14 protein-coding genes are annotated in these 13023 nt (G+C 74.4%); 8 read left to right on the forward strand and 6 right to left on the reverse strand.

Annotated elements, in window-relative coordinates; all coding sequences use genetic code 11:
- Positions 1 to 183: 183 nt before the first annotated feature.
- On the forward strand, positions 184 to 396 hold the full coding sequence (locus GD970_RS20545) for a DUF3072 domain-containing protein (RefSeq protein WP_152204756.1): 213 nt from the start codon (positions 184 to 186) through the stop codon (positions 394 to 396).
- 148 nt (positions 397 to 544) lie between these two features.
- Here GD970_RS20545 and GD970_RS20550 read toward each other — a convergent pair whose 3' ends face one another.
- From GD970_RS20550 to GD970_RS20560, 3 genes are read right to left on the reverse strand one after another with little or no spacing between them, the layout of a single operon-like run.
- On the reverse strand, positions 545 to 1678 hold the full coding sequence (locus GD970_RS20550; RefSeq protein ID WP_152204757.1) for an Mrp/NBP35 family ATP-binding protein: 1134 nt from the start codon (positions 1676 to 1678) through the stop codon (positions 545 to 547).
- Positions 1675 to 2268: a DUF1003 domain-containing protein gene (locus GD970_RS20555; protein WP_152204758.1), complete on the reverse strand. Its 594-nt coding sequence runs from the start codon at positions 2266 to 2268 to the stop codon at positions 1675 to 1677. Before GD970_RS20555 ends, GD970_RS20550 begins: the two co-directional genes overlap by 4 nt.
- Positions 2261 to 3538 (reverse strand): magnesium transporter MgtE N-terminal domain-containing protein, encoded by a 1278-nt coding sequence (locus tag GD970_RS20560; RefSeq protein ID WP_152204766.1) that lies wholly within the window; start codon positions 3536 to 3538, stop codon positions 2261 to 2263. Before GD970_RS20560 ends, GD970_RS20555 begins: the two co-directional genes overlap by 8 nt.
- Before the next feature lie 108 nt (positions 3539 to 3646).
- On the opposite strand from GD970_RS20560, the gene GD970_RS20565 reads away from it, so the two are divergent.
- Together GD970_RS20565 and GD970_RS20570 are read left to right on the forward strand one after the other, a co-directional pair.
- Entirely contained in the window at positions 3647 to 4594 is a 948-nt protein-coding gene (locus GD970_RS20565) for a general stress protein (RefSeq protein ID WP_193315007.1), read from the forward strand.
- Positions 4591 to 5436, forward strand: coding sequence for a sugar phosphate isomerase/epimerase family protein (locus GD970_RS20570; RefSeq protein ID WP_152204759.1), 846 nt, complete (start codon positions 4591 to 4593; stop codon positions 5434 to 5436). Before GD970_RS20565 ends, GD970_RS20570 begins: the two co-directional genes overlap by 4 nt.
- A 105-nt stretch (positions 5437 to 5541) precedes the next feature.
- Here the strand turns inward: GD970_RS20570 and GD970_RS20575 are convergent, their stop codons facing one another.
- The gene (locus tag GD970_RS20575) at positions 5542 to 7062 is read right to left on the reverse strand and encodes an aminopeptidase P family protein (protein WP_152204760.1); all 1521 of its coding nucleotides are present in this window, start codon (positions 7060 to 7062) and stop codon (positions 5542 to 5544) included.
- 99 nt (positions 7063 to 7161) lie between these two features.
- Between GD970_RS20575 and GD970_RS20580 the strand changes: the two genes are divergently transcribed.
- The 3 genes from GD970_RS20580 (at position 7162) to GD970_RS20590 (ending at position 9289) form a co-directional block, all read left to right on the forward strand.
- On the forward strand, positions 7162 to 8004 hold the full coding sequence (locus GD970_RS20580; protein WP_152204767.1) for a PHP domain-containing protein: 843 nt from the start codon (positions 7162 to 7164) through the stop codon (positions 8002 to 8004).
- On the forward strand, positions 8001 to 8624 hold the full coding sequence (locus GD970_RS20585) for a MarC family protein (RefSeq protein ID WP_152204761.1): 624 nt from the start codon (positions 8001 to 8003) through the stop codon (positions 8622 to 8624). The genes GD970_RS20580 and GD970_RS20585 overlap by 4 nt, the downstream gene beginning before the upstream one ends.
- Positions 8625 to 8842: 218 nt before the next feature.
- Positions 8843 to 9289, forward strand: coding sequence for an ester cyclase (locus tag GD970_RS20590; RefSeq protein ID WP_211489967.1), 447 nt, complete (start codon positions 8843 to 8845; stop codon positions 9287 to 9289).
- A 53-nt stretch (positions 9290 to 9342) separates the two neighbouring features.
- On the opposite strand, the gene GD970_RS20595 is transcribed toward GD970_RS20590, so the two are convergent.
- Positions 9343 to 10923: a DEAD/DEAH box helicase gene (locus tag GD970_RS20595; protein WP_152204762.1), complete on the reverse strand. Its 1581-nt coding sequence runs from the start codon at positions 10921 to 10923 to the stop codon at positions 9343 to 9345.
- A gap of 254 nt (positions 10924 to 11177) precedes the next feature.
- Between GD970_RS20595 and GD970_RS20600 the strand changes: the two genes are divergently transcribed.
- Entirely contained in the window at positions 11178 to 11723 is a 546-nt protein-coding gene (locus GD970_RS20600; RefSeq protein WP_152204763.1) for a DUF1697 domain-containing protein, read from the forward strand.
- Between the two features lie 28 nt (positions 11724 to 11751).
- Positions 11752 to 12405 (forward strand): ferritin-like fold-containing protein, encoded by a 654-nt coding sequence (locus GD970_RS20605; protein WP_152204764.1) that lies wholly within the window; start codon positions 11752 to 11754, stop codon positions 12403 to 12405.
- Between the two features lie 138 nt (positions 12406 to 12543).
- On the opposite strand, the gene GD970_RS20610 is transcribed toward GD970_RS20605, so the two are convergent.
- Positions 12544 to 12768: a DUF3107 domain-containing protein gene (locus GD970_RS20610; protein WP_152204765.1), complete on the reverse strand. Its 225-nt coding sequence runs from the start codon at positions 12766 to 12768 to the stop codon at positions 12544 to 12546.
- Positions 12769 to 13023: the final 255 nt, after the last annotated feature.

Consider the following 13023-nt stretch of genomic DNA (forward strand, 5'->3'; position numbering starts at 1 on the left):
GGCCGACGTCGTGGCGCAGGCCCACGCCCCGGCGGCCGCGGGCGCGCCGGGCGCGGTGCCCGCCGCCGCCCCGCCGGCGGGCGGCGAGCTCGCCGCGGAGGCCGAGCCCTACGTCGTCCCCTTCGACGACGAGGCGACCTGAGCGGACCTGCGGGTGTCCCCGGGCCGTCCTAGCGTGAGGGGATGAGCGATCAGAACGACGGGTCGGACACCATCAAGGACCCCGAGGAGTGGACCACCGGCGACGAGCCCGCCACCGGGGCCCAGCTGAGCTACCTCGGCACGCTGGCGCGCGAGGCGGGCCGGGAGGTTCCCGAGCACCTCACCAAGGCGCAGGCGTCGAGCCTCATCGACGAGCTGCAGGACCAGAGCGGGCGTGTCTCCGGCGACGGCTGAGCACCGGCGCGCCCGGCGAGGGCTGAGCCCCGGCGCCCGGGGCGAGGGCTGAGCCCGGGACGGCCGACCGGCCGGGAGCCGCCCGACGACCAGAACGCCACTCCGGCCGAGCCGGAGTGGCGTTCTGGTCGATGCAGGGCTGGGTCGGTCAGCGACCGACCGGGCTGATCCCCAGCGAGCGGCCGGCGAGGCCGCGGGCGCGGTGCGAGAGCGACCGCGCCACGCCGCGCAGCGCCTGCGCCGCCGGGCTGTCGGTGTCGCGCAGCACCAGCGGCACGCCGGTGTCGCCCGCCTCGCGCAGCGACTGCTCGAGCGGGACCTGGGCGAGCAGCGGCACCTGGTAGCCCAGCGTGCGGCCGAGCTCGGTGCTCACCCGCTCACCGCCGCCGCTGCCGAAGATCTCAACGCGGGAACCGTCCGGCTGCTCGAGCCAGGACATGTTCTCCACGACGCCGACGACGTGCTGGTGGGTCTGCTCGGCGATGATGCCGGCGCGCTGGGCCACCTCGGCGGCCGCCACCTGCGGGGTGGTGACGACGAGGATCTCGGAGTTGGGCAGCATCTGCGCCACGGAGATCGCGACGTCGCCGGTCCCGGGCGGCAGGTCCAGCAGGAGCACGTCCAGGTCGCCCCAGAAGACGTCGGCGAGGAACTGCTGCAGCGCACGGTGCAGCATCGGCCCGCGCCAGACCACCGGCCGGCCGTCCTGGGTGAACATGCCGATCGAGATGACCTTCACGTCCTTGGCCACCGGCGGCAGGATCATGTCGTCGACCTTGGTCGGCGGGTGCTCGACGCCGAGCATGCGGGGGATGGAGAAGCCGTAGATGTCGGCGTCGACGACGCCGACCTTCAGCCCGTCCGCGGCCATCGCGGCGGCGAGGTTCGCCGTCACCGACGACTTGCCGACCCCGCCCTTGCCGGACGTCACCGCGTACACGCGGGTGAGCGAGCCGGGCTGGGAGAAGGGGATGACCGGCTCGGCGACGCCGCCGCGGAGCATCGTCCGCAGCTCGCGGCGCTGCTCCTCGGTCATCACGCCCATGTCCACCCGGACCTCGGAGACGCCGGGCATCTTGCCGACGACGGTGGTGACGTCCCGGGTGATGGTGTCCTTCAGCGGGCAGCCGGCGGTGGTGAGGTCGACGCCGACGACGACCTCACCGCCGTCGCCGACCTCCACCGAGCGGACCATGTTGAGCTCGGTGATCGGACGGCGGATCTCGGGGTCGAGGACGTTGCCGAGCTCGGCCCGGACTGCCTCGACGGTGGGAGCACTCATGCTCCCATCGTAGGCGGCGCCTGCAAGGACCCGTCATCATGGTCCGGCTCACCCCGACGCCGCTCGGCCATCGCGGCCAGCTCGAGCTCGAGCTCGCGGATGCGCGCGTCGCGCTCCTCGACGATGTCCTCGAGCAGGCCGCGCATCTCCGAGCGCACGAAGTCGCGGGTGGCGACGTCGTTCATGGCCAGGCGCAGGGCGGCCAGCTCGCGGGCGACGTACTCGGTGTCCGCGAGGTTGCGCTCGGCCCGCTGGCGGTCCTGCTCGGCGGCCACGCGGTCGCGGTCCGTCTGCCGGCTCTGGGCGAGCAGGATCAGCGGGGCGGCGTAGGACGCCTGCAGCGAGAGCATGAGGGTCAGGGCGGTGAACCCCAGCGCCGCCTTGTCGAACTGGAGATGGGTCGGGGCGATGGTGTTCCACCCGAGCCACGCCGCGCAGAAGATCGTCAGGTAGATGACGAAGCGGGGTGTGCCGAGGAAGCGGGCCACGCCTTCCGAGAGCCGACCCACCCGGTCGGGGTCCTTGGTCCGCTGCCGGTACCAGCGCCACCGCCGCCGCGCCTCCAGCGGGGTGTCCAGCCGCTCAGCCATGGGCGCTCCTCGTCATCGCCTCGTCGGTGACGTCGTCGTCCGCGTCGCGCCAGTCGTCGGGCAGCAGGTGATCGAGCACGTCGTCCACCGACACGGCACCCACGAGGCGCCCTCCGGCGTCGACCACCGGCAGGGCGGTGAGGTTGTAGGTCGCCAGCAGCCGGGTGACCTTGCCGATGCCGTCCTCGGGCGCGAGGGCGTCGATGTCCTTGTCCAGGATGGAACCGAGGAGCTGGTGCGGGGGCTCGCGCAGGGCCTCCTGGAGGTGGACGACGCCGAGCAGCTTGCCGGTGGGGGTCTCCAGCGGCGGGCGCACCACGAACACCATCGCGGCCAGCGCGGGGGTGACGTCCTGGCGGCGGGCGTGGGCCAGCGCCGTGGCGATGGTGGCCTCCGGCGGCAGGATCACCGGCTCGGTGGTCATGAGGCCACCGGCGGTGTGCTCGTCGTAGGCGAGCAGGCGGCGGACGTCCTCGGCCTCGTCGGGCTCCATGCGCTCGAGCAGCTCGCTGGCCGTCTCCGTCGGCAGCTCGGCGACGAGGTCGGCGGCGTCGTCGGGCTGCATGGCGTCGAGGACGTCGGCGGCCCGCTCGAGGTCGAGCCCGGAGACGATGGAGACCCGGTCCTCCTCGCCCAGCTCCTCGAGCACGTCGGCGAGCCGCTCGTCGTCGAGCTCGGCGGCCACCTCGAGGCGGCGGGCGTCGGGCAGGTCGCGCAGGACGTCGGCGATGTCGGCGGGCTTGAGGTCCTCGAGGGTGGCCAGCAGCGCGGTCGCGCCCTGCTGGGCGGGGCTGGCGGCGAACCCGGTGACCTCGTTGACGTCGACGACGAACGCCTCGCCCCGGCGCAGCCCCCGCCCCGAGCGGCGCACGAAGAGCTTGGTGACCAGCCAGTCGCCGTTGCGCTGCTGCTCCATCGCGACGTCCTCGATGACCGCGCTGCCCGAGCCGTCCCGCAGGGTCACCGGCCGGTCGAGCAGCTCGGCGACGACGAGGGTCTCGGTGGCGCGGCGGGAGAAGCGGCGGATGTTCACCAGCCCGGTGGTGATCACCGCGCCGGCGTCGACGCTGGTCACGCGGGTCAGCGGGACGAACACGCGCCGCTTGCCGGAGACCTCGACGACGAGGCCCACGGCCCGCGGGCTGCCCTTGGCGCGGACGAGCACGACGACGTCGTGGACGCGGCCCACCTGGTCGCCGAGCGGGTCGAAGACGGGGGTGCCGGCCAGGCGCGCGACGTACACCCGGCTGGGTGGCGCGCTGCTCCGCATGGTCGAGGTGCTCACGGCCGCAAGCCTACGGCCGTGACGGCGCGCGGCTCGCCCGCGCCCGGCGGCCTGGCACCGGACGGTGCGACAGAGGAAGATCGGGACATGGCCATGATGCGCAGACCGAGCGCCGCCGCGCTCCCGACGATGCCCACCGGGGTCGAGATCGCCTCCTTCACGACGTACCTCGAGGCGCAGAAGGCCGTCGACCACCTCGCGGACGAGGCCTTCCCAGTCCGCCACGTCTCCATCGTCGGCACCGACCTGCACCTGGTCGAGCGCATCACCGGGCGCCTGACCTACGCCCGCGTCGCGGGCGCCGGCGCCATGAGCGGGGCCTGGTTCGGCCTGATGCTCGCCCTGGTGCTGTGGCTGGTCAACCCCCGCGGCGGCGGCGTGCCGATGCTTGCCGCCGTGCTCATCGGCGCCGCATTCGGCATCCTCTTCGCCGTGGTCTCCTACTCCCTCACCGGCGGCAAGCGCGACTTCACCTCCGCGAGCCAGGTGGTCGCCGGCCGCTACGCGATCCTCTGCGCCCCCGAGCACGCCGGGGAGGCGCGCCAGCTGCTGGCCGCCGCCGGGCGCGGCGGGCAGGTCCGGTCCGCGCCCCAGCCGAGCGCGCCGGCGGCGCCCCCGGCGTCCGGCAATCCCTACGCGCCGCCGCGGTACGGCGCCACGGCGCCCGGGCCCGGCGCTCCCGGGACGGCCGGACCCGGTGCGACGCCCGGCACGTCCCCGGCCGCCCCGGCCGCTCCGTCCGGCGCCCGGGGCTCCGAGCGCCCGCGCTACGGGCTGCGCCTGGAGGACCTCGAGCCCTCCGCCCAGCCGCAGGCACAGCCGCCCGCGTCCCCGGCCCCCGAGAGCGTGCCCCGGCACTGGCACCGGCCCACCGGGCCCGACCAGGGCACCGGCCCCGGCCGGGGCGTCGGGCCGGACCAGGGCACCGGCCCCGGCCAGGCCACCGGAGCGGGCCCCGGCCAGGGCACCGACGAGACCCCCGCCGGCGGCGACGAGACCCCGGCCGGCGGCGAGCACGACGACGGGGGCCGCTCGCGGTGACGATCCCCATCGGCCTGTCGACCTCCTCGGTCTACCCCGGCGGGGTCGAGGAGACCTATGAGCTCGCGAAGTCGCTGGGTTACGACGGCGTCGAGGTCATGGTGCTGCGCGATCCCGACAGCCAGGACGCCGCGCGGCTGCGGCACCTGAGCGAGGAGTACGGGCTGCCCGTGCTCGCCATCCACGCCCCGACGCTGCTGCTGACCCAGGGCGTGTGGGGCAAGGACCCCTGGGACAAGATCGACCGCTCCACCGAGCTGGCCCACGCGGTCGGCGCGGACGTCGTCGTCGTCCACCCGCCCTTTCGGTGGCAGCGCAGCTATGCCGAGCACTTCGTCGGCGCCATCGCCGAGCGCGAGCGCCTCGACGGGATGCGCCTGGCGGTGGAGAACATGTTCCCCTGGCGGGCCAAGACCCAGAAGCGCGAGCGGACCATGCAGGCGTACCTGCCCGGCTGGGACCCGCTGGAGCAGGACTACCGGTCGGTCACCCTCGACCTGTCGCACACCGCCACCGCCGGGCTCGACCGTGACGACGCCCTGGCCATGGCGGACGAGCTCTTCCCGCGGCTGGCGCACCTGCACCTGGCGGACGGGACCAACACGTTCATGGACGACCACCTGGTGCCCGGGCGCGGCGACCAGCCCTGCGCCGAGGTGCTGCAGATGCTCGCCGCGCAGCGCTTCGCCGGGTCCGTCGTCGTCGAGGTCAACACCCGCAAGATGTCCGGGGTCGGGCGCCGGGCGGCGCTGGCCGAGTCCCTCGACTTCGCCCGGCGGCACCTGGCCGACGGCGCCGCGAGCGCGGCGACGCCGTCGGTGGAGGTGCCCGAGGAGGGCTGAGCGGGGGGCGCCCAGGGGGGCGGTCCGTCCGCGCTCAGCCCTCCGCGGGCGGGCGGCCGGGGGGAGGCCGGCCGGGGGAGACCGGCCGCCCGCAGCCGTGGGAAGTCAGCCCCGCAGGCCTGCCATCCAGGCCTCGATCTCCTCGGGCGTGCGGGGGAGGGCGGCGGAGAGGTTCTCCACCGAGCCGTCCTCGCGCACGAGGATGTCGTCCTCGATGCGCACCGCGATGCCGCGCAGCTCCTCGGGCACCTTGAGGTCGTCCTCGCGGAAGTACAGGCCCGGCTCGATCGTGAAGACCATGCCCGGCTGCAGCTCGGCGTCGAGGTACATCTCCCGCCGGGCCAGGGCGCAGTCGTGCACGTCGAGGCCGAGGTGGTGGCTGGTGCCGTGGACCATCCACCGGCGGTGGTACTGCCCCTCCGGGGCCAGGGACTCCTCGGCGGTCCCGGGCAGCATGCCCCACTCGGCCAGCCGGGTGGCGAGCACCTCCATCGCTTCGGCGTGCAGGTCGCGGAACTTCACCCCGGGCTGCCCGGCCCGGGCGAAGGAGGCGTCCGCCGCCTCGAGCACGGCCAGGTACACCCGGCGCTGGGGCTCGGTGAACACGCCGTCGACCGGCAGGGTCCGGGTGACGTCGGCCGTGTAGAGCGAGTCGACCTCCACGCCCGCGTCGACGAGGACGAGCTGGCCGGGGCGGACCTGGCCGTCGTTGTTGATCCAGTGCAGCGTGTTGGCGTGGTTGCCGGCGGCCGCGATGGTCTCGTAGCCCAGCCCGTTGCCCTCCTCGCGGGCCCGGGCGCCGAAGACGCCCTCGATGACCCGCTCGCCGCGCGGGTGCTCGATCGCCCGGGGCAGGTTGCGCACGATGTCCTCGAAGCCGCGGGCGGTGGCCGCCACGGCCTCGCGCATCTGGCCGATCTCGTAGTCGTCCTTGCGCAGCCGCAGCTCCGAGAGCGCCTCGGCCAGGCCGGCGTCGGCCTCGGCGGCGCTCGCCGCCAGCCCGGCCTGCTCGCGCACGGCAGCCACCTGGGCCTCGACGGCGGCGTCGGAGGAGGGGACCACCCGCAGCTGGACCTGCCCGGCGTCCTTGGCGAGGGCGTCGGCCAGGGCGTCGATGTGCTCGGTGCGCAGCCCGGTCTGGGCCGCGACCTCCTCGAGGGAGGGGCGCACGCCCACCCACAGCTCGCCGTAGCGGGAGTCGGCGTAGAACTCCTCGGTGTCGCGGCCGGCCCGGGGCCGGAAGTACAGCACCGCCTCGTGGGTGGGGCCCTCCGCGGCGGCGTCCAGCGGGTGGAGCACCAGGACGGCGTCGGGCTCCTGGTCGGTGCCCAGGCCGGTGAGGTGGGCGAAGGCCGAGTGCGGGCGGAAGCGGTAGTCGTTGTCGTTGTTGCGGGTCACCAGCTGGCCGGCGGGGACGACCAGGCGCTCGCCGGGGAACAGGCGGCCGACGGCGTCGCGGCGCGCGGCGGCGAAGTCGGCGGCGGGGGAGCGCTCGGGCAGCCCGTCCGGCCGCGGGCCCCAGCCATCGGCGATGAAGGCGCGGAACGCCTGGCTGCTGGGTCGCTGGGAGCGGTTGCTGCCCCGGTCGGTGAGGGCCTGCTCGGAGGAGGTCTGCGCGTCAGTCATGCCCCCATGCTCTCACCGGCCCCCGACGCGGCCGGCGTCCCGGTTCGGCCGGGGCCGTGACCAGGCCGTACGCTGCTCCTTGTGCCAGCAGCCGAGACGGTGCGCATCGACCCGCACACGCACTCCGCTGCCTCCGACGGCACCGACAGCCCCGCCGGGCTGGTGCGCGCGGCCGCCGCGGCCGGACTCGACGTCGTCGGGCTCACCGACCACGACACCGTGCGCGGCTGGGCCGAGGCGGAGGAGGCGGCCCTGGAGGCGGGCGTGGCCCTCCTGCGCGGGGCCGAGCTGTCCTGCCAGTGGCGCGGGATCACGGTGCACCTGCTCAGCTACCTGCACGACCCCGCCGACGCCACCCTGGCCGGGGAGATGGAGGCGGCGCGCCGCTCCCGGCTGGACCGGGCACGCACCATGGTGGACCGCATCTCCCGGGACTACCCGATCACCTGGGCCTCGGTGCAGGCGCAGGTGGGCGCGGGCGCCACCGTGGGCCGCCCACACATCGCCGACGCGCTCGTCGCCGCCGGGGTGATGCCCGACCGCAGCACCGCCTTCGACACCGTCCTGTCGGTGCGCGGGCCCTACTACATCCCGTACCACGCCCCGGACGCCGTGGAGGCGGTGGCCATGGTCCGCGCCGCCGGCGGGGTGCCGGTCATGGCGCACCCGCGGGCCAGCGTGCGCGGGCGGGTGGTGCCCGACACCGTCATCGCCGAGATGGCCGAGGCGGGCCTGGCGGGCCTGGAGATCGACCACCGCGACCACACCGCCGGCGCCGTCGAGGAGCTCGGCGCGCTGGCCGGCCGGCTGGGGCTGGCCCGCACCGGATCGAGCGACTACCACGGCACGGGCAAGCCGAACCGGCTCGGCGAGCACACCACCGCCCCGGCCGTCCTGGAGCTCATCGAGAGCGAGGGGTTCCTGCCCGTGGTCCGCCCGTGAACGACATCCTCGACGTGACCCTGATGTCGACCACGTTCCTCACGCTCTTCGTCATCATGGACCCCCCGGGCACCGTCCCGGTCTTCCTCGCCCTGACCTCGACGATGACGGCCCGGCAGCGCCGCACCGCCGCCCGCCAGGCCACGTTCGTCTCCTTCGGCGTCATCGTGGCCTTCGCGGTGTTCGGCCCGTACATCCTGAGCTTCCTGCACATCTCCGTGCCGGCGCTGCAGCTCTCCGGCGGGCTGCTGCTGCTGCTCGTGGCGCTGGAGCTGCTCACCGGGAAGGCGGACGAGCCCAGCCCCTCGGGAGGGAACGTCAACGTCGCCCTGGTGCCGCTGGGCACCCCGCTGCTGGCCGGGCCCGGCGCCATCGTCGCGGTCATGCTCGCCGTGCAGGACGGCGGCGGGCGCCTGTCCGGGTGGACGGCGATCGCCATCGCGCTCCTCGCCGTCCACGTGGCCATCTGGGCCTTCATGCGCTTCGCGGGCCTGATCCACCGCGTCCTGGGCGACGGCGGGACGACCCTGGTCACCCGGATCGCGGGCCTGCTGCTCGCCGCGATCGCGGTGCAGCTCATGGTCGACGCCGTGTTCGTCTTCATCAACGAGCAGTTCTGACGCCGCCGCCGGCCGGTGGGCGCGGCGGGCGGTTCCGGGCGTCCCGCGGGGCTGTCTGCCGCGGGGCGAAGGTGGGAGAATGCTGGGCGGAACCGGGGAGGTCTGACCCCGGAGGTGGCTCATCGGCAGACGGCGGCAGGGCTTTTCCGTCAGCGGGGCCGCGGTGCCCCGACCGTGCGGGCGCAGGCGCCCGCGGGAGAAACAAGGGACCACTCACGATGATGACCACCGACGAGCGCACCGCGATGCTGCGGCGGTGTCTGGACGAGCTCTGGAACAAGGGCAACGTCGACGCGTGCGACGAGCTCTACGCCGAGCACTGCATGTTCCACGACCCGACCTTCCCGATGGAGGGCGTGGCGGGGATGAAGTCCTTCGTGCAGGAGCTGCGCGCGGCGCAGCCGGACTTCCACATGGACGTCCACGACGTCGTGTGCGGCGAGGACATGACCGCCACGCGGTACACCTGCGCCGCCACCGCCAGGAACGAGTTCCGCGGCCTGGCGGGGACCGGCAAGACCTACGTCATGAACGGCATGGACATGAGCAAGTGGGAGGGGGACCGCATCGTCGAGCAGTGGTCGGTCTACGACATGCTCGGCACGCTCCAGCAGATCGGGCTGCTGCCCGAGCGGATGGGGACGGGACACGAGATGCCCGCGTGAGCGGGGACGCGACGGGGCCCGGCAGCGCGTGCTGCCGGGCCCCGTCGTTCGTGTCAGGCCTGGGTGCCCTCGGCGGGCTTGCCGCCGCGGGTGCGGCGGCGGCGCCGGGTGCGGCGCGGGCCCTCGTCGTCGGAGTGCTCGCGGCCCTCGCCGGCGGCGCGGCCCTCGCGCGGGGCGCGGGTCCGCCCGCCGTCGCGGGCGCCGTCCCGCCCCCGGCCACGGCCGCCGCGGCCGCCGTGGTGCTTGCCGGTCTCGCCCAGGTCCTCGATCTCCTCGGCATCGAGCCCGGCGCGGGTGCGCGCGCCGCGGGGGAGGCGGCCGGTGGTGCCCTCGGGGATGTTGAGGTCGCTGAAGAGGTGCGCCGAGGTGTGGTAGGTCTCCACCGGCTCGGGCGCGCCGAGGCCGAGGGCCTTGTTGATCAGGCCCCAGCGGGGCATGTCGTCCCAGTCGACGAACGTCACCGCGGTGCCGGTGTTGCCCGCGCGGCCGGTGCGGCCGATGCGGTGGAGGTAGATCTTCTCGTCCTCGGGGCACTGGTAGTTGACCACGTGGGTGACGTCGTCGACGTCGATGCCGCGGGCCGCGACGTCGGTGGCAACGAGCACGTCGATCTTGCCGGCGCGGAAGGCGCGCAGCGCCTGCTCGCGGGCGCCCTGGCCGAGGTCGCCGTGGATGGCGCCGGAGGCGAACCCGCGCTCGGCGAGGTCCTCGGCCACCCGGGCGGCGGTGCGCTTGGTGCGGGTGAACACGATGGTCAGGCCCCGGCCCTCGGCCTGCAGGATGCGCGCGAGCATCTCGACCTTGTTCAGGGCGTGGGCGCGGTAGACCACCTGGCGGGTGTTCTTCACCGTGGCGCCGGTGTCCTCGGGGTCCTGGGCGCGGATGTGGGTGGGCCGGGTCATGTAGCGGCGGGCCATGGCGACGACGGCGCCGGGCATGGTCGCCGAGAAGAGCATGGTGTGGCGGCTGGCCGGGGTGCGCGAGAGCAGGGTCTCGACGTCGGGCAGAAAGCCCAGGTCGAGCATCTCGTCGGCCTCGTCGAGCACGACGGTGCGCACGTGGCCCAGGTCGAGGATCTGCTGCTTGAGCAGGTCGATCATGCGGCCCGGGGTGCCCACGACGACGTCGGCGCCGCGCTGGAGGGCCTCGATCTGCGGCTCGTACGCCCGCCCGCCGTAGACCTGCACCACCCGGACGGTGCGGCGGCGCGACGCCGCGGCGAGGTCCTCGGCGACCTGCTTGGCCAGCTCGCGGGTGGGCACGATGACCAGCGCCTGGGGCTTGCCCGGGGCGTCGAGGTCCTCGTAGCCGTCCTCGCCGGGGGCGACGAGGTGCTGGAGGAGGGGGATGCCGAAGCCCAGGGTCTTGCCGGTGCCCGTCTTCGCCTGGCCGATGATGTCCTGGCGGCGCAGGGCCACCGGGAGGGTCAGCGCCTGGATGGCGAAGGGGTGGCGGATGCCGACGTCGCTCAGGGCGTCGACGATCTCCGCGCGGACGCCGTAGTCCGCGAAGGACTTCTGCTCCAGGTCGGCGGTGGCGCTGCCGTCGTCGGTGATGTCGGGGGTGACCTCGTCAACGACGGGGGCGGTCAGGTGCTCGACGTCCTCGAGCACCCCGGTGTTCACGTCAGTCATGAAAGGGGTGTGCCTTGTCATCCGTGGCGGCACGCCGCACACACGCGTCCGGCCTCGATCGTGCCGGGGCGCAGGGGTCGTACCACCTGCTCGTGGCAGCCGATCGTGATCATGTCGTGCCGCTGGGAGGCGGCTCAGGCTCAGGCTTCTACGAGACGACCGGGCAACCGTGTACCCCTCAAGCGTAGCGCGTCCGGAGCGCGGGGGTCCGTTTGTGGGCACGTGGGCCGTGTCACGGCGGGTACGTTCGGGCCATGTACAGGTACGCCGCGCTGCTGCGGGGGATCGCGCCGAGCAACCCGAACATGACCAACGACAAGCTGCGCGGGGTGTTCTCCGCGCTGGGGTTCGACGCCGTGGCGTCCGTGCTGGCCAGCGGCAACATCGTCTTCCGCAGCGCCGAGGACGACGTCCCGGTCCTGGAGCGGCGGATCCAGCAGGCGCTCGGCGAGGAGCTGGGCATCGCCGGCGGCACCATCATCCGCGAGCACGCCGAGCTGCGCGCGCTCGTGGACAGCGACCCGTTCCCCGGGCTCACCCACGGGCGCGGCACCTACCTGACCGCGACCTTCCTCAAGGACGGCGCCGCCGCGCCCGGGCGGCTGCCGGAGCAGCCCGACCCGCTGACCCGGATCGTCGGCTACGACGGCGCGGCCCGCGTCTTCCTCGCCGTCATCGACAACAGCGAACCCGGCACGACGCCGGACTTCATGTCCTGGCTGGAGCGGTCCTACGGCGCGGACATCACCACGCGCACGTGGCTCACCGTGCAGCGCGTCCTCAAGAAGCTCGAGGGCTGACCGCCCCGCGACCCCATAACCTGGCGTCATGCCCGCGCCCCATGACCCTGCCGCCGTCGTCGACCTCCTGGGTCTGCACGCCGCCATCCAGCTCGCCGCCTTCACCCGCTTCGCGAAGGACGCCCAGCACGCTCCCGACCTGCCCGGGCAGGTGACGATCTCGCGGATCGCCGCGGGGGAGCTGGCGCACCTGGACCAGCTCGAGCGGCTGTCGACCGAGCTCGGTGCGGACTTCTACGCCGCCACGGGGGCCTGGGCGCACCTCATGGGGGACCTCGACCGGCGCACCGCCCCCGGCGACTGGTCGGAGCGGCTGGTCAAGACGTACGTGGCGTTCGGGGTGTTCGCCGACCTGCAGCGCGAGCTGTCCGCGGATCTCGGCGAGGAGCTCGGCGCGGTGGTGGCCGACATCCTCGCCGACAACGGCTACACCGACTACGTCGTCGCCGTCCTCGGCCCGGTCATCGCCGCCGAGCCGCAGCTCGGCGCCCGGCTGGCGCTGTGGGGCCGGCGGGTGGTGGGGGAGGCGCTCGGCATCGCCCAGCGGGCTTTGGAGGTCCGGCCCCAGCTGCTCACGCTGCTGCCGGCCGACGGCGCGGCCGGCGACGGGGCGGGCCGGGTGCGCCACCAGCTCTCCGCCGGCCACGCCCGGCGGATGGCCCGGCTGGGCCTGACGGCCTGACGGCCTGACGGCCTGACGGCCTGACGGCCTGACGGCCTGACGGCCTGACGGCCTGGGCCGGCCGCGGCTCGCTCGCGGCTCGGGCGCAAGACGGACCGCCCCACCGGTGAGCCGGCGGGGCGGTCCGACGCTCACTGGTCAGACGAGGCCGAAGCCCACCCGGCGCTGCTCGGCCGGGCCCAGCTCGACGAAGCCCAGGGCACCCGCGGGGACCACGACGTGACGACCCTTGTCGTCCTGCAGCACGAGGTTGGTGTTGTCCGACAGCGCCTTGTCCACCGCCGCGAGGACCTCGTCCGGGCTCTGCGTGGACTCGAGCGTGATCTCGCGCGCAACGTTCCGGACGCCGATGGTGATCTCCACTGTGTCTCCTCCTTGACGGTGAACGAGCGTCGCCCGGACGCGGTGCCGGGCGGCGCTCGCAGTGCTGCGGCCCATCGTAGGTCGTGCCGGTGTCAGGCCGCTGTCCGGCGGACCGCCGCGCCCGCATGGAAAGATGACACCCGTGCCCGTAATTCGTGCCCTCCTCGCCATGCTCGGCGTCCTCGCCGCCCTGGCCACGGGCGCGCCGGCCGCCGCGGCGGCGGACCGGCCCGCCCGGCCGGCCGCGACCGCCCC

The sequence above is a fragment of the Georgenia thermotolerans genome, from assembly GCF_009193185.1.
GTDB classification, from domain to species: Bacteria; Actinomycetota; Actinomycetes; order Actinomycetales; family Actinomycetaceae; genus Georgenia; species Georgenia thermotolerans.